This window comes from Paraperibacillus marinus (assembly GCF_046237605.1).
Classification (GTDB): Bacteria; Bacillota; Bacilli; order Bacillales; family DSM-1321; genus Paraperibacillus; species Paraperibacillus marinus.
Genome location: NZ_CP143542.1, coordinates 2,678,543 through 2,694,453 on the forward strand (window position 1 = coordinate 2,678,543; position 15,911 = coordinate 2,694,453).

The window sequence follows — 15,911 nt, forward strand, 5'->3', positions numbered from 1 at the left end:
AATGACTGAAATTGTTGTGGAATGGGGACCGCCGCCACTGAATATTCTAAAAATTCTGTAAAAAATCCACTTTATCCTTTACAATGGAATTACCATTATTCAAGGAGGAATTCAGTATGAAAAACACAACTGCTTTTGTTACTTCATATAAAGGGAGGCTCTTCAAGCGTTGACCTTTGTCTCCCCTTATATATGTTCTGTGAAATAACATATCAAAAGGGGTAACTGATGGATTTTCCTTTAAAAAAGTTTCTTTCATATTACAAGCCGTACTTGCGTGTATTCCTTGCTGTCCTTTTGACTGCTTTGACTGTGTCGGGCCTTGCACTCCTGTTCCCTCTTCTCGTACGTCATATCACAAATGTTATCTTAAAGGCCGGCCAACCTGATATCGGAGACGTATACTGGACCGGGGGGCTCATGCTGCTCCTCGCTGCCTTGCAAAATGCCGGCAATTTCTTTGTTGATTATAAGGGCCATGAAATTGGGGCAAGGATGGAGAGCGATCTGCGGAGCGAGCTTTTTGGGCATATGCAGAGACTGCCGCTCAGTTTTTTTGACAAAGCAAAGACCGGCCAGCTCATGTCAAGGATCACCAATGATTTGCTTCTCCTTTCCGAGCTGTATCATCATGGGCCGGAAGATTATATTAAATACCTCGTCCGCTTCACTGGTGCCTTTTTCATTTTGTTTTACATCAATGCCGCACTGACGCTTGCTGTTTTTTGTTTTCTGCCCGTGCTGGGTATTTATTCGGTTTATTTCAACAAAGCATTAAATAAAACCATGCGGGACAATAAAGAGCGGATCGCGGATGTAAACGCCCAGGTGGAAGACAGCCTGGCAGGCATCCGGACGGTAAAGTCATTTGCTAATGAACAGATCGAAATGGAGAAGTTTAAACGGGAAAACCGCCGCTTTCTCGAAAGCAGGAAAAAGACTTATCTGGCTGAGGCATTTTTCTTCAATGGCGTTGAAATGTTCATCCAATTTATTACGATCACAGTCATTGTCTATGGAAGTTCAAACATAGTCAATCAATCCCTTGATCTTGCCGATTTAATCACGTTTTTGCTGTATATCAGCTATATGATTGAACCGATGCAGCGGCTGACTCATATGAGCACCCAGTTCCAGGAGGGTATAACCGGCTTTCAGCGTTTCATGGAAATCATGAAACTAAAACCTGAAAAAGTAGAAAGCCTGCACACTCTTTTTCCTGAAGCCGTAAGCGGCGCCATTCAATTCAGGAATGTAACTTTTCAATATGAGAAAGATCTGCAGCCTGTTCTGACTAACCTGAACTTGAACATAGAAGCGGGAGAATACACTGCCCTTGTCGGCCCTTCCGGTTCCGGCAAGACGACTCTATGCTCACTGATCACCCGCCTGTACGGCACAACCAAAGGGGAAATTCTTCTTGACGGAAACCATATTCAGGACATCAGTCTTGAAGTCTTAAGAAGGCACATCGGCATCGTCCAGCAGGATGTGTACCTCTTTGCCGGGACGGTCATGGAAAATATCAGATATGGAAAGCCGTCTGCCTCTGATTCAGAGGTGATCACTGCTGCCCGGCAGGCTTTTGCCCATGATTTTATCATGGAGCTTCCCAGCGGCTATCACTCTCAAATTGGACAGCGCGGAGTGAAACTGTCCGGCGGCCAAAAACAGCGGCTTTGCATTGCCCGGGCATTCCTGAAGAATCCTCATGTCCTCATTCTTGATGAAGCTACAAGCGCACTTGATAATGAAAGTGAAGCATATATCAAAAGTTCGCTGGAGCAGCTGGCTAAAGGGAGAACGACAATCGTCATTGCCCACCGGCTCTCCACGATCCGGAATGCCGGGCGTATCATCGTCCTGACAGAAGACGGGATCCAGGAAGAAGGCACTCACACTGAATTGCTTAAAAAGAGCGGCATCTATGCCCGCCTCTACTCCAGGCAGTTTGAGATGCAGATCTAAAGAAAGCGGCTGTCATGCAGATGACAGCCGTTTTAACTTTCCCGCAGTGCTATGGCTGCGCCAAAAATCTCATCATACAGCGGACTCCAGCCATGATGGAGCTTTGCCGCTTCATCAACCTCTAGAAAAATCCTTCTTAAAGCTTCATACTCTGCCTTATGCGGGTAAAGATGCTCGATATCGACTCGGTAAAATACCTGATACCCAACTTTAGGGTATTTCCCCCCGTCCACCCAATGCGAATTTATGCTGTGGTCGACTATCACATGACCCAGCAGGCTGAATCGCCCCTCTACATACCCTTCCTCCATAAGTTCGCGCTGCAGGCAGTCCTCAGGATTCTCTCGGGGCTCAAGATGTCCGCCCGGAAAGTCCCACCCTCTGTGCTTCAGCTCTACCATCATGAGCCGGCTGTCCTTAAAACAAAAACCATGGACACTTGTAATCCGCCCCGCCTCAGGAAGGCAGCTGCTATTTACCCAGGTCAGCCGGACAGGCATTCCTCCCCATTCCACAACCATTTCAGTCATATAACATCCCAGCCTATTCCATTTTTTTCATTGTTAAAATCTCCTCAAAAGCTGTAAAGGGTTCACCCTGTTCAAGACGTTCATGAATTATGTCCGCGCATTCCCACGGTTTCAATATAGAAGTATCCACTTCCACGTCATACAAGCCTGGCTGATGTACAGCTTCCTGCCAGCGCAAGACCGCGGCAGGTATGGAGCCGTCCTCGCTGAAGCCTTTTTTCCATGTGGCAATCCGCCTTTCCATGATCACTTCAACGGGACAGCGGATTCCTGCAAGCATGGCTGGAAGTCCTTCCACAATCTCTGCGCATTTTGTCAGTATTCCCAGCGGCACTGAAAAGCCTTCGTGATGCCCAGCATCAATCACACTGTTGATGCCGGAGCGGCTGAAGGCTACGGCTGTCATGTACAAAGCCCTGTATGAAGCGGCTGCAATTCCCTCAAGGCCCGGAAGCTCTCCTCCCGGCCTGAGACCGATTCCCGGCTGATACTTTTCAGGTGTCATCCCCATAAAGGTGTCTACCCCGGGATTCATCCATACCCCATTGAACTGGTCCTGGATCACCCGGGCTATGCTGGTTTTTCCTGACCTTGGCACACCATTTAAGACTATGATTCTACCCAGCTTGTCTGCAGTCAGCAAACCAACCCACTCCTTCCCGGCGGTACATCGGCTGCGATATACTTTTAATCTCCAAACATGCTATTCTAATATTATCAAATATTGCCAGGCAGCAAGCGATAATTTATTGAAATGAGGGATGAACCTGATTACTGTAAATCCAGCTGAACCAAAAGATTTCGAGGAGATAGCGACTATCGACAAGGAGGTCTTTGGAAGCGGCAGCAGAAGATCGGCCATTAAAAAAGCCATAGAGGCTAAGAGATGTATCAAAGCTGTAAACGATGATCGTATTTCAGGATTTCTGGTTTACAACTTGGATTTCTTTGAACAAACCTTCATTCACCTGATCATAGTGCCGGCAGAAGAACGCCGCAAGGGCTATGCAAGCTCCCTGCTCGGCTATATGGCCGCCCATTCCCCCACCCAGAAAATATTCTCATCCACGAACCAATCCAATACAAACATGCAGAAAGTGTTCAAGGTCAACGGATTCATCCTTAGCGGTATTATAGAAAACCTGGATGACGGCGATCCGGAGATCATCTTTTTCAAATCTACTAAAAACCTTTAAGAATATTGCATGGACAGAGCGCTGGAGTGTTTTTCCCCGTTTTTTAAGACCATTCCACTTATACGGAAAAAAATTCCGGAAAGTAGGAAACTTTAAGGGTGTAAAATGCATTCCGGGAGTGGAAAGTCGTTTATATATCGTGTTTTTTCATTAGTCATTCACTTTGGCACATAACTTGCTAGGTAATAAAATGTAAGCGGTTACCCAAATAACGTCTGGAGGAATGATAGAGATGAAACGTAAGCTGATTGCATGGGTATCAGGAATAATCCTGGCACTGCCGATTGCTGTTCACAGCCTGCCGGCAAAGGCCTCAGAAAAAGCGGTTATCCCTGGCGCAGACAATGTGACCCTCAAAGTATTCGATGGAAAAAACGGCAATTGGATCACCACTAAGAATCCTGCACAATATGCTGATGCAGCTGTATTCGGCAATACGGGACTTGCACCCGTAAACTGGGGAGATGCTTCGGCTCACACCGGCTGGCACCGCCTCTATGCCCCCGCTGAAGTTAAAGGCACCCAGGTAAATGGCCAGTTCGGCGATGCACGATTTGTTATCCGGGTACCGGAAAAGTGGAATGGAAAGCTTGTGGCTGCCGGCATTCCGGCCACACGGAATGAAACGTCCACAGATCTTTTATTCAGTGACTTTGTACTGGCAAAAGGATATGCCTTTGCTGCCACAGATAAAGGAACACAAGGGGAAATCGATCCTGCTGATCCTCTCGCCAAGTCAAAAAATGCGCTGGCGTCAGAGGAAGACAGTGTGGCGGAATGGAATATGCGCTTCAGGGAACTGACAATAGCAGCGCAATCTTATCTCGAAAAGAATTATCCTTCCAGACTGATTGAGAAAAAGGATAGAAAGAACCCGGCGAGCAGACTCATTTCAAAACACCACAGAATCCCAACTTATGCAGTCGGAATCTCAAATGGCGGCTATGTGGTGCGATACGCATTGGAGCATGACAAAAAACAAAAAGGAAATAGCCTGTATGACGGCGGCGTGGACTGGGAAGGCGTCCTTTGGAGAGCAAATGACCCAAATCTGATTACGTCCCTCACTCCTGTAGTCAACAACGCCTTTGCGGCCATTTACGGAGCCGGTGAAGAAAAGGCACGGGCCGTTCAGGCCCTCTATCAAGCAGGCCTGCCGCGCGGATCTGAAGGACTCTGGTCCTACCATGATCTGGTTTATTGGTTTATCTCCCTGAATATATACCGCGATGAATTCGATCCCGAAGCACCGGGAAGGATTGCATGGCAGAACTATTTAAACTTCCTTCCAAATGGGATGCGGGACCGTACCTATGATTCTATTTTTAAAGACTACGACTATTCCCTGCGCCCGGACAGCGTGATAGAAAACGTAAAAAAGGTCCAGAATACCGGAAAAATTAATGTACCGCTGATCAGCGTGACCGGCTCCCTGGACGCCTTGATCTTCCCGACGGTCCATGCTTATCCTTATCAGAAGCTGATTGCAAATAACGGAAGAGCTAATTTGCACCGCCTGTATACCATCACAAATGGAAACCATGTTGACAGCCTGGTATGGAGTCCGGCGGCAGATCCCAACAAAGAATTGCAGCCGCTCCTTCCGTACGTACACCAATCCTTTGATCTGCTTGTTGACTGGGTGGAGAATAAGCAAAAGGCACCAAACAGCAAAACCATTCCTGTTCCAAAAAACAAAGGGAAAGTCATTGATTTAAAGACCGGAAGAGAAATAGATCCGGTACCATCAAGCAAATAAGATAACAGGAGCCGCAGCTCTTTAATAGAGCTGCGGCTCCTTTCACATTTTTACGGGTGCTGGTTTTATACCATATCTTCATCCGCCTCTTCAAAAGTTCATTTAGTGAAGTAGATTTTCTAAAAATTCTGTCTTTTAATGTTCCCAATTGGTACTCTTTCATTTAAAATTTCAATGAACGGTTTTTTTAATTTCTGCCAATTCAAGGAGGAGTTGTCATTGAAACGAATGAATTTACTAGTAAACCTGCTAGATTCGACATACGATAAAGAGAGCTGGTATGCCCCTTTTAGAGAGGCGATTGATGGACTTCGCGCAGAACAGGCTGCCTGGAAACCACCCGGCGCGGCAGCCCAAACCATCTGGGAGAATGTTAACCATTTAACGTATTACAAAGAAAGACTTGCCGCTAGACTGGAAGGCCGGGAATGGCCAAATCCTCTTGACGGGGATCAAACCTTTTCACTCACACATCAATCGAACGATGACGGAGAATGGAAAAAAGTCATTGAACGTGCCGAGAATGCCCATCACCATTTAAGAGAGGTATTGAGCAGGCTGTCCGATGACGAGCTGGACCAGGATTCACTCGAGCGGAAACTGCTCGATATTATGCTTCATGATGCCTATCATACCGGACAAATTATTCAATCAAGAAAGATGCAGGGATCCTGGCCATCGCATCGTTGATGTACGGTTGAGGAACTAACTAGTCATTCACTGTATCAAAGGCCACGATCGGAATCTGTCTGGAAAAAGGAGATGTATAATTTTATGCTGTTTATGCTTATCGTCAAAGCCTCGCAGAATTCGGAAGCAGGAAACCTTCCGAGTCCTGAACTCATGGAAGCCATGAAGAAGTATAATGAGGAATTAGTACAGGCAGGTGTCCGGATTGCGGCTAAAGGACTTCATCCAAGTTCCAATGGAATACGCATTTCATTTCCCGAATCAGGAGGAAATCCAATAGTAACAGATGGGCCATTTACAGAATCGAAGGATTTAGCAGCCGGATTCATCCTGATGGATGTGAAGTCGAGGGAAGAAGCTGTTCATTGGGCGATGCGGATGCCGGACCCGCAAGGAAATGGTGAAGGTCAGATTGAATTGCGCCAAGTGATTGAGATGCCGTAACAGGGCGGAATTCCTGCTCGGGAATAAGTCTATGCAGCTGCCTGATCCCGGCCGGCATTCCCACTTGCTGACCGGGTTATTCCTGATTCCACTTCGGCGAGTAAAATGGTTGTTTCGGCTAGTAAAACTGCTGTTTCCGCGAGTAAAATTCCTATTCGGATAGTAAATGAATATTTTGGCGAGTAAATGAGGGAGGCCAGCGAGTAAAGTGTTCATTTTGGCTGGTAACGGTTTATAATGGTACCTTTTTTAGGTCCCCGCATCTAGGTTTATGCTGCTTTTAATCCGAGTTGAGATAATATGGAACAAATTTTGATGCATTTTGATTGTTTTCAGGCTGTTGTTAGTCATTTTGGGGGACTTATTTGGTCTATCATCATCTGGTCCCTGTAAGCCTCCGTATTTGAATACACTCAATGAAGCAGCCTCCTCAAATCACCCTTCTAAACCCCTTCCCCCGCTGCATCCCTTTCAACAGACCTGATTCTCTTCCGCTCAGCATAGGCTCTTTCAATGCCCGACGCCATGCTTTTAACTGCCAGGATTGCAGCAGACATGAATATTACCGGCCCCATCACGAGCCATGGATGGATCGTAAATTCCCGAAAGCTGTTTCCAAGGATTCCTGCCCACTCATTGGAAAGAGAGGCTGGAGGGACACCGCCGGCCGGATTATAATCCACAAACGTACCGCCAAAGAAGAGCTGGAAGACTCCGAGATAAGCCATCAGCAGTAAAACCTGTGTGAATTGCTGGAGAAAGAGCAGAATCCATTTTTGGAATGTGGCTGGAAATACATGTACAGCGAGTATATGCAGGCTGCTTCCACCGAGCACTCTCGCAGCTTCTATGTGCTCAGATTGGAGTTCCTTTTTAATTTCCTTGGCGCAATAGATGGTCAATGCCGGCAGTGCCAGCAGGACCAGAAGCAAGATCTCAAACAGCGCCCGCTGCCAGAAGGGTTCCTGAAATCCACCCTGCGGCATCCAGAGGACGATCCTAAGAATGAAGAAGGCAATCAGCGTGGTTGGTACTACATAAAAGCTGTCAAAAAGCGGTTCCAGCCTTTTAATCCACTGAGAAAGGAACCCACCGAGCAGCGTTCCGATCACCAGGGCGCCAGCAAGCTGCAGGCCGGCTGTCAGGAACGCCACACCAATGGAATATTTAGCTCCATAGACGAGCATTTGGAACAAATCATATCCATATTCATTAGAGCCGAGCCAGAACTCGAGTGATGGCGGATATGGGGGACTCGCAATCACCTGTCCATCTTCATAATAGCCAGTCACCTTTTTGATTTCACCTTGAGCCAGCCGCTCCCACACGAAACTTCCAATTAAGAGACAGGCTAAAAATCCAGTCCCGGCCAAAAACCTTTTTGTTATTAACAGTCTCCTGATCATGCTGAGCTCCCACTCCTCTCCAAGGGTCTGACCCTGATTCTGGATATTACTTTAAACACATTACAGCTGCCAAGCCCGGCAGCATCGGTTCTCTGAACGGTCTGTAATCCTAAATTCAATCCCTCTCCCCTTTCACCGCTGATGGAATCCATACATGATAAACCTTTAACAAGACAAACATGGGCAGATACAGCAGAAACATGACTGCTGCAAAAACTTCCGGGCTGATATAAGTTTTCAGGAACGAAATAATTCCATTCACATTATATAGAAGCTCAACGATGATCAAGCTGGTCAGCATGAACCAGATGATAGTCTTGGAGTAATGAAACAAGCTGAAAAACATGTTCCGAAGGATATGTACATGCAGTATGTACGGAGTGCTCATTCCCTTAGAGCGGGCATATACGGCATAGTCCCTGGTCATCTCATCTTCCAAACTATGAATCATAATACGGAAAAACAGGAAAAAAGCCGGAATGCTTATACTGATGATGGGAAGGGCAAGACTCCTTTCTGCTCCGAACGAGGCAAGATTAAAAACGAGGATTCCGGTTTTTTTATTGAAAAGGATCATTAAGAACTGCAGGCTAAGGATTATGAGAAGATCCGGCAGCGACTCAAACACAGACATCACAGCCTTGATTGCTGCAAGTGCCTTTTTGGGCATCTGGACTGCAAGGAAACTTACCGTAAGGGCTGTGATGAAGGTGATGATTAGCGCACTTGCGAACACCAGCATCGATTCCTGGTAATGAAGAAATATTTGAGGAAATAACGGTTTTTCCCGATTGCCGACATGATAGACAGCCTCATCGGCATGCATAAAACTTTCCGCCAGCTCTTTCAACAGGTGAAGATAGGCGGGAAAGTCGACTTGGATGCCCTGGAATAGTGCCGGCAGTCCGCTAATCAAGAGAATCCCCAGGCAGGCTAATATAAATTGGCAGACGGTCACAATCACTTCATTAAAAATCCGGATTAACATGTAACTTCCTCCATAATGCGAATGGCCTGTCCACTTATCAGGGCCAAGACATTCGCAATTATTTTTCTCCTAAGAAAAGAAAAGCATGGTTTCCTTTTTTCATTTTTAACCAAGGCTCATCACATATCAGGCATTCTCTGGTCAATAAGGTCATCTGATTTTTCCAAGTAGTTCACCCTGTGAAATTTACACCTTTCCCCAGGCGTTCCTTTTGGTATCTCAGCAATATAAAGGATAAAGCTGCCGAGGAAGCAATCAAGATCCCGCCAAGTATGTAAACCATCCGTATACCAAGCATATCCGCTGTCAAGCCGGCAAGAGCGATGGAGAGGCTAGAAATGGCCGACAGAAGGATGTTCCGGGAAGCATAAGCCTGGGGCAATGCATTCAATTCAATCCCTGTCTGCAATGCCGTCTGCTGGGCCGTGTCCCTCAATTGATAGGCAGGTCCCATTGCAGCGCAGAGAATCAGAGCGGCTGCAGGAGAGGAGTTCAAACCATACAAAAGCGTGAAAATGCTGAAAAGCAGAGAGCCGATCGCCATACTTGCAACAAGATGGCGCTGTATCCTGCTTGCAAATAACCAGGTTACTGCTCCTCCCAGGATAGCGCCAGCATAATAGCTGGCATTAATATAGCCCCACCACTGCTCCCCGGAGTTCAGTGCTTCCTTCACATAAACAAGGGTGATCGCCCCAACCCAGATAGTGCCGGCAATGCCTTCCATACAGTCCATAATCGTTACAAGCCTAAGTGTACGGTTGTTCCAGAGAATCGCCCATCCTTCTTTCAGGGCCGCCAAACCAGGTTTTTTCTCAACCGGAGTTTCATCCTTTGAGAGCCCGTTAATCAGAAAAAACAAACAAAGCAAAGAAATCCAGTAAAAGCCACCTGCTGCAATCAGCACAGGCAGTTCTCCCAGGGTGACCACGGCATATCCTGTGAATGTGTACCCGGCAATCTGGACAGCCTGGCCGGCAGTGGAAAGTAAGCTGTTCGCTTTTACAAGCTGGCTCGAATCTACGGCCCTCGGAAGTACCGAGCTGAGCAGCGGCGATGTCCACCCTTCCAGGAGGGCAAGCATACTGATGCAAATAACCAGGAAATACATTCTGTCCGTCAATGGCATAAAGCCAATAATCATAGCTGTAAGCAGGATTGTTTTCATAACTGGCAAACAGAGCAGAAGGCTTGTAAACTTCCACTTCTGAAGCAGCAGTGGAGCAGTAAAGCCTGCCACAAGACCGGCAGCCCCCCTTAAAAGCGGCAGCAGGGACGCCATGAAGGCAGACCCTGTCTGCTGATAAAGCGTGGTGGTGAATACCATGATGTACACCACGTCACCAAGCGATGAACACGTATTTGTAATCAAATATTGATAAAAAGCAGACTTCTTCATATAAACACCATTCCTATGAGGCAAATTGATGTGTTGTAATTTTCATACTAATAAAATATACCATATTATGGATTTAAACAGATGTAAAAAAAAGACTGCCCACACAGCTGGCAGTCTAAGAATATAAGAATAAAGGAATTTCCACCATTTTATTAATCGCGAAAGCCATTCTAATAGGTAACCTGCCGGCAGCTGACGGCCCTCTTATCTCTTATCCCTTTTCCCCTTGTTATGTAATTCCATTTCCATGAAAAAACTGTTCGGATCCTCCTCATACTCAGCAAAAGGGCCGCAATAATGGAAGCCAAAGCTTTCATACAGCTTCCTTGCCGGGGCAAAAGCTTCCATCGACCCGGTTTCTAAAGAAACTTTCTTGTAGCCACGATTGCTGCATTCATCCAGGATATGCTGCAGCATCCTCTTGGCTGCGCCTTTTCTAAGATGCCGGGATGAAGTGCGCATGGATTTTACTTCACCATGAACGGGGCTCAGCTCCTTCAAAGCCCCGCAGCCAAGCAGTTCGCTCCCCTCCCAGGCACACCAGAAACTCACACCGGGCTGTTTTAATTTTTCAACCCCTAACGCATGGATGCTCTCGGGCGGGGAACTTTCCTGCATCCCCTGCAGATGCTCCCTGATCAGCTCCTGCACCACTGGATTTGTCAGGTCGTCCATTCTGATTTCCATCTGATATACCCCTTCCGTACATACATAAATTTCCCCCGGCTATATTCCATAAATCGGAGTTCCGAACCGTACTGGATTTTCTCTCATCGGTTATAAAAATATATTAACTTGTTTTAATCGATTATATAAGTATGAATTTTGTACCCAGACGGGGACAAAGTGTTTCCGAAGAAGCCGTTAAATTTTCGAACTGTGTGGTAAAATTGGGTAAAAATTAATAGGCGGTGTTTAAGGCTTGGAACCTAAATGGCTGGAATGGGCAAAACAACTGCAATCCATAGCACAGGCAGGGTTAACTTACTCTAAGGATGTGTATGACCTGGAAAGATTTGAGTCAATAAGAAACATAAGTGTTGAAATGATGACGCAGCAAACAGATTCAAACTATGAAATTATCAAAGGTCTTTTTGCAAATGAAACCGGTTATGCAACACCAAAAGCCGATATCAGGGCTGTTGTATTTAGAGACAATAAAATCTTGATGGTGAAAGAAAACACTGACGGAGGCTGGTCGCTGCCTGGAGGCTGGGGAGATATTGGATTAACTCCAGGAGAAGTGGCAGTAAAGGAAACGAAAGAAGAATCGGGGTTTGATGTTAGAGCTTTAAAGATGATTGCTGTAATGGACAAGAAATGTCATCCTCATCCACCTTCACCCTATCACGTGTATAAAATATTTATCCAATGTGAAATTATTGGCGGGCAGCCAAAAGAAGGTATTGAAACGAGTGCCGTTCAGTTTTTCACTGAAAGGGACTTGCCGCCATTATCGGCAGCCAGAAATACGGAGTCACAGATTCAAATGATATTTAAACATTTACATAACCCACAAGAGTCTGTCTATTTTGATTGATCTTTTCACTGGTGTGGAAATGACTTTTCCTGTTCCGAAGCTTTTTGAATGATTTATGACAAATGAAGCTAATTACAGGTGAATTACATATTTTTGTAGAAAAAGAAGGTATGAGTATTTATTAGATGGGGTGTTAGTATCAGTCAATCAGCCTTTTTACAAAAGAAGAATTCATATTTATTGTTATTCGGATTGGGCATTTCAACCCTGGGAGATTTTATTTACCTGGTAGCGATAAATGTTTTGGTATTAAAACTGACGGGCTCAGCGGCGGCTGTGGCCGGTTTATGGATTATAGGCCCTGTAGCTGCGATGTTAACAAAGTTCTGGTCTGGCAGCATAATTGACCGTTTAAACATCCGGAGAATCATGATTGGAGCAGATATCATTCGGGCGGTTTTGGTCGCAGTCATCCCGTTCCTCGGCTCTATTTGGCTCATCTATCTTTGTCTTTTCTTCCTCTCGATTTCAAAAGCTTTCTTTGAACCTGCGGCACTAAGTTATATTACCTCTGTTGTTCCTGAGAAAGGGCGAAAGCAATTCAATTCTTTCAGAAGCCTGATCACTTCAGGTGCTTTTTTGATTGGTCCTGCCATTTCAGGAGCATTGCTGCTCGTTGCCACTGTTCATATATCCATATGGATAAATGCTGTTTCCTTTCTTGTATCGGCGGTATTGATGTATCTTTTGCCAGATGTCACTGCACAGGCACACACAGTAACCAAATTTAATCTGAAAGTACTACGGAGCGACTGGAAAGAAGTATTTACCTTCAGTCAAAGCAATACCTTCATAGTAAAGGTGTACTTCCTGGCTCAGTTCTTTATGATTGTGGCACTGGGAATGGATGCTCAAGAGGTTGTCTTTACGCAAAAGGTATTGCATTTATCGGAAACACAATTCGGCCTCCTCATAAGTTTGACCGGAGTGGGTTCTATTATAGGAGCAGCCGCTGTTTCACTTGCGGCCGATAAGCTGTCCATAAAAGCTCTGTTATCCCTTGGGTATTTAATGGTGTCTGCCGGATATCTCATCTATGCTTTTTCATTTTCATTCTGGAGCGTGGCTGTTGGATTTATGGTTTTAGGTTTTTTCAACTCTTTTTCGAACACCGGATTTATGACGTTTTACCAATACAACGTCCCGCTTCACATGATGGGGCGGATTTCCAGCATTTACGGTACCTTTCAAAGTTTTCTCCAGATTCTATTTATATTGCTGATTGGTTTTACAGGTGACATCATTCCGGTCAGGTACAGTATCATTTCTGCCTCGACCCTATTGCTGGTGCTGAGTATTCTGCAAATATGGCTGGTCCTTAATCCGAGCGGATCCAGGTATTTTGAAGAAGAAACAGAACATAAAAGTATTTCATGAAAATTTTAGCATGACGTTCAACTTATAGCAGCAACCTGCTTTAAAAGCTAATTTATAGTAACAGTTGGTAGATGACTAAAATAAGACCTTGCAATAGGTCCTCTTTTTCTCTTCAGGCAGAATGAAAATGGAGTCGAATTTAGACCTCTTTTAGTGTACAGATCGTCTCCAATGCTTCTGTAAATAGATCCTTTTTTCGCTCTATTTCACTAAGTTCATTTTTCACTTTTAAAATGGAGTTCAATAAAACTTCATCTCTTACAGGAGAATGGACGTTCTCTTCAATTAGTTCAAAAGAGGTTAATTGGACTTCAAGGTTTCCTGTGAGAAGGTGCTTAATTAACGTTTCCAGATAGGCTGAACAATCAAAGGGTTTTAAAGCATATAACAATGAACCCCTATGTCCTAATGTTTTGGGATCATTTATCATTTCAATTAATGGCTTAACTGCTTTTTCATCTCCAATATCGCTAAGTGCTAAGGCAATTGAATTTCGTAAATTATGATTTTCTGTGCTTTTTAAATAATTTATAAGAATAGGCACTGCTTCTTTGTCTTTCATTTGTCCTGCTTTCTCTAACAAACTTGCTGCTTCCTCTAAACGTTCATTCATTAATGCATCTATTAATACTGCTTGTACATTCATGATTTCACTCCATATTTCTTTTTTATGGTTCCAGTCGAGGGAAGGATGAAACTCTGAATCAGGTAATTTTAATTTATCAAAAGGAGCCGCGATCCGAAATAAGCATCAATCATCTTCAGACAGCTATCTATAAAGGGTAATGATGGTGAACCGGATCCACAGGTACCTTTGCCAGCCTGACCGGAGAACTGGTAATGAATACATTTAAAAAAACCAGCTCCCCCTTAACATGGAAGCTGGTTTTCTCAACTTATTATTTTTTGCGGATCTTCTCGATTTCGTCTGCGACGAATTGAACGGAAGTCCCGACAACCACCTGGATGGAGTTCGGTCCGACTACATTGATGCCCGGTACTCCGGCAGAGTTGATTTTGTTTTTATCAACTGCATCCATGTCTTTGACTTCAACCCGGAGGCGGGTAACACAGTTATCTACAGAAGTGACGTTTTCATCGCCGCCAAGGCCTTCGTAGATGGTTGCAGCCATAGCAGTAAACTTGCTGTCACCCGTTTTGGTGTCGGCAGCCACTGCTTCATCTGCTTCCTCAACACGTCCTGGAGTTGTCAGATTGAATCTGGTGATAAGGAACCTGAATAGGAAGTAGTAGATGACGGCGAACACAAGGCCCTGCACGATCAGCATGTACGGCTGGTTCGCGAGCGGCAGCCTTGAGCTTAATACGAAATCGACGAAGCCGGCACTGAAGCCGAAGCCTGCTGTCCAGTTAAACATGGCTGCCACGGCCAGGGAAATACCTGTCAATGCAGCATGGACCAGATAAAGTGCCGGAGCAACGAACATGAACGCGAATTCAAGCGGCTCTGTAACACCTGTGAAGAAAGAAGCAAAACCGGCAGCAAGCATCAGGGATGCCACAGTTTTCTTCTGCTTCGTACGCGCTGTATGATACATGGCAAGCGCTGCTGCCGGAAGTCCGAACATCATGATTGGGAAGAAGCCGGCCTGATACATGCCTGTTACACCTTTTTCCCCTTTTCCTGCCCAGAAGTTTCCGATATCATTAATTCCCGCCACATCAAACCAGAATACGGAGTTCAATGCGTGATGGAGTCCTGTCGGGATTAATAATCTGTTGAAGAAGCCGTAAAGGCCTGCGCCAACTGCACCAAGCTTACTGATTGCTTCACCGAATGATACGAGCCCGGTGAAAATAGCCGGCCAAACAAAGAATAGAACTAATGAAGCGAAAAGCATGGCCACTGCAGACATGATCGGCACAAGGCGTTTTCCTGAGAAAAAGGCCAGTGCATCCGGCAGTTTAACGTCACTGAAGCGGTTATACATCGATGCTGCAACCAGACCTGAAAGGATACCGATGAATTGGTTTCCAATTTTGCCAAATGCCGCATTGACTTTATCAGGTTCCACTCCCTGAAGCATCGCTACTGAATTCGTAGAAAGCAGGGTAGTGATTACGAGATAAGCGACCAAACCACTCAATGCGGCAGAACCGTCGCGGTTTTTCGCCATACCGAGCGCGACACCCACCGCGAACAGGATACTCATGTTATCAATTATGGATGATCCAGCCTTGATCAAGAAGGCAGCAACCGGGCTGTCTGCACCCCAGCCTGACGGGTCGATCCAATAGCCGATTCCCATCAGGATTGCAGCAGCAGGAAGCACTGCTACCGGCAGCATCAAGGAACGGCCGATTCTTTGTAAATATTTCATCATTGTAAATTCCCCCCGTGTAACATCATACTATAATCGTACAGGCATAGAATAGTAGAAATTATCGATCCTCCCCCACTTTTGGCATGATAAGCATAATTCTATAATGAAAATAAAGACGTGCCTATTTTAATTATAATGACTAATATTCCAAATATTCAATAAGATTTATCTTTTTTCAAGAATTAATACCCAGAAGGATTCTCCTTATTGTGAGTCTAAATGCCTAATATCACAGGACAGTACAAGAAAAAGCAGCAGATAAGGCCGAG

15 protein-coding genes are annotated in these 15,911 nt (G+C 45.3%); 7 read left to right on the plus strand and 8 right to left on the minus strand.

Annotation, left to right across the window (positions count from 1 at the left end; genetic code table 11):
* Positions 1-228 precede the first annotated feature (228 nt).
* Positions 229-1,968, plus strand: coding sequence for an ABC transporter ATP-binding protein (locus tag V1498_RS13500; RefSeq protein WP_409294236.1), 1,740 nt, complete (start codon positions 229-231; stop codon positions 1,966-1,968).
* Positions 1,969-2,000: 32 nt separating this feature from the next.
* Here the strand turns inward: V1498_RS13500 and V1498_RS13505 are convergent, their stop codons facing one another.
* Entirely contained in the window at positions 2,001-2,498 is a 498-nt protein-coding gene (locus tag V1498_RS13505) for an NUDIX domain-containing protein (protein ID WP_409294237.1), read from the minus strand.
* A gap of 13 nt (positions 2,499-2,511) precedes the next feature.
* Entirely contained in the window at positions 2,512-3,141 is a 630-nt protein-coding gene (locus V1498_RS13510) for a chloramphenicol phosphotransferase CPT family protein (protein WP_409294238.1), read from the minus strand.
* 124 nt (positions 3,142-3,265) lie between these two features.
* Between V1498_RS13510 and V1498_RS13515 the strand changes: the two genes are divergently transcribed.
* The 4 genes from V1498_RS13515 (at position 3,266) to V1498_RS13530 (ending at position 6,587) form a co-directional block, all read left to right on the plus strand.
* The gene (locus tag V1498_RS13515; RefSeq protein WP_409299283.1) at positions 3,266-3,694 is read left to right on the plus strand and encodes a GNAT family N-acetyltransferase; all 429 of its coding nucleotides are present in this window, start codon (positions 3,266-3,268) and stop codon (positions 3,692-3,694) included.
* A gap of 232 nt (positions 3,695-3,926) precedes the next feature.
* The gene (locus V1498_RS13520) at positions 3,927-5,453 is read left to right on the plus strand and encodes an alpha/beta hydrolase (RefSeq protein WP_409294239.1); all 1,527 of its coding nucleotides are present in this window, start codon (positions 3,927-3,929) and stop codon (positions 5,451-5,453) included.
* Between the two features lie 228 nt (positions 5,454-5,681).
* Positions 5,682-6,143 carry a DinB family protein gene (locus V1498_RS13525; protein WP_409299285.1) on the plus strand — a complete coding sequence of 154 codons (462 nt, stop codon included), beginning with the start codon at positions 5,682-5,684 and terminating at the stop codon, positions 6,141-6,143.
* An 84-nt stretch (positions 6,144-6,227) separates the two neighbouring features.
* The gene (locus V1498_RS13530) at positions 6,228-6,587 is read left to right on the plus strand and encodes a YciI family protein (RefSeq protein WP_409294240.1); all 360 of its coding nucleotides are present in this window, start codon (positions 6,228-6,230) and stop codon (positions 6,585-6,587) included.
* Between the two features lie 443 nt (positions 6,588-7,030).
* Here V1498_RS13530 and V1498_RS13535 read toward each other — a convergent pair whose 3' ends face one another.
* From V1498_RS13535 to V1498_RS13550, 4 genes are all read right to left on the minus strand, one after another.
* Positions 7,031-7,993, minus strand: coding sequence for an ABC transporter permease subunit (locus V1498_RS13535; protein ID WP_409294241.1), 963 nt, complete (start codon positions 7,991-7,993; stop codon positions 7,031-7,033).
* A 115-nt stretch (positions 7,994-8,108) separates the two neighbouring features.
* Positions 8,109-8,981 carry an ABC transporter permease subunit gene (locus tag V1498_RS13540; RefSeq protein WP_409294242.1) on the minus strand — a complete coding sequence of 291 codons (873 nt, stop codon included), beginning with the start codon at positions 8,979-8,981 and terminating at the stop codon, positions 8,109-8,111.
* 172 nt (positions 8,982-9,153) lie between these two features.
* Positions 9,154-10,380, minus strand: coding sequence for an MFS transporter (locus V1498_RS13545; protein ID WP_409294243.1), 1,227 nt, complete (start codon positions 10,378-10,380; stop codon positions 9,154-9,156).
* Positions 10,381-10,584: 204 nt separating this feature from the next.
* Positions 10,585-11,067 (minus strand): GNAT family N-acetyltransferase, encoded by a 483-nt coding sequence (locus V1498_RS13550; RefSeq protein WP_409294244.1) that lies wholly within the window; start codon positions 11,065-11,067, stop codon positions 10,585-10,587.
* 235 nt (positions 11,068-11,302) lie between these two features.
* Here V1498_RS13550 and V1498_RS13555 point away from each other — a divergent pair, with 235 nt between their 5' ends.
* The gene (locus tag V1498_RS13555; RefSeq protein ID WP_409294245.1) at positions 11,303-11,920 is read left to right on the plus strand and encodes an NUDIX hydrolase; all 618 of its coding nucleotides are present in this window, start codon (positions 11,303-11,305) and stop codon (positions 11,918-11,920) included.
* Between the two features lie 180 nt (positions 11,921-12,100).
* On the plus strand, positions 12,101-13,297 hold the full coding sequence (locus V1498_RS13560; protein WP_409294246.1) for an MFS transporter: 1,197 nt from the start codon (positions 12,101-12,103) through the stop codon (positions 13,295-13,297).
* Between the two features lie 139 nt (positions 13,298-13,436).
* Here the strand turns inward: V1498_RS13560 and V1498_RS13565 are convergent, their stop codons facing one another.
* Both V1498_RS13565 and nagE read right to left on the minus strand, forming a co-directional pair.
* Positions 13,437-13,943 carry a HEAT repeat domain-containing protein gene (locus V1498_RS13565; RefSeq protein ID WP_409294247.1) on the minus strand — a complete coding sequence of 169 codons (507 nt, stop codon included), beginning with the start codon at positions 13,941-13,943 and terminating at the stop codon, positions 13,437-13,439.
* Between the two features lie 253 nt (positions 13,944-14,196).
* Positions 14,197-15,642 carry an N-acetylglucosamine-specific PTS transporter subunit IIBC gene (gene nagE / locus V1498_RS13570; RefSeq protein ID WP_409294248.1) on the minus strand — a complete coding sequence of 482 codons (1,446 nt, stop codon included), beginning with the start codon at positions 15,640-15,642 and terminating at the stop codon, positions 14,197-14,199.
* Positions 15,643-15,911 lie beyond the last annotated feature (269 nt).

Bases quoted from the DNA above. Each gene is read 5' to 3' on its own strand.
- V1498_RS13500 (WP_409294236.1), top strand. From the start codon at position 229: ATGGATTTTCCTTTAAAAAAGTTTCTTTCATATTACAAGCCGTACTTG.
- V1498_RS13505 (WP_409294237.1), bottom strand. From the start codon at position 2,498: ATGACTGAAATGGTTGTGGAATGGGGAGGAATGCCTGTCCGGCTGACC.
- V1498_RS13520 (WP_409294239.1), top strand. From the start codon at position 3,927: ATGAAACGTAAGCTGATTGCATGGGTATCAGGAATAATCCTGGCACTG.
- V1498_RS13525 (WP_409299285.1), top strand. From the start codon at position 5,682: ATGAATTTACTAGTAAACCTGCTAGATTCGACATACGATAAAGAGAGC.
- V1498_RS13530 (WP_409294240.1), top strand. From the start codon at position 6,228: ATGCTGTTTATGCTTATCGTCAAAGCCTCGCAGAATTCGGAAGCAGGA.
- V1498_RS13535 (WP_409294241.1), bottom strand. From the start codon at position 7,993: ATGATCAGGAGACTGTTAATAACAAAAAGGTTTTTGGCCGGGACTGGA.
- V1498_RS13540 (WP_409294242.1), bottom strand. From the start codon at position 8,981: ATGTTAATCCGGATTTTTAATGAAGTGATTGTGACCGTCTGCCAATTT.
- V1498_RS13545 (WP_409294243.1), bottom strand. From the start codon at position 10,380: ATGAAGAAGTCTGCTTTTTATCAATATTTGATTACAAATACGTGTTCA.
- V1498_RS13550 (WP_409294244.1), bottom strand. From the start codon at position 11,067: ATGGAAATCAGAATGGACGACCTGACAAATCCAGTGGTGCAGGAGCTG.
- V1498_RS13565 (WP_409294247.1), bottom strand. From the start codon at position 13,943: ATGAATGTACAAGCAGTATTAATAGATGCATTAATGAATGAACGTTTA.
- nagE (WP_409294248.1), bottom strand. From the start codon at position 15,642: ATGATGAAATATTTACAAAGAATCGGCCGTTCCTTGATGCTGCCGGTA.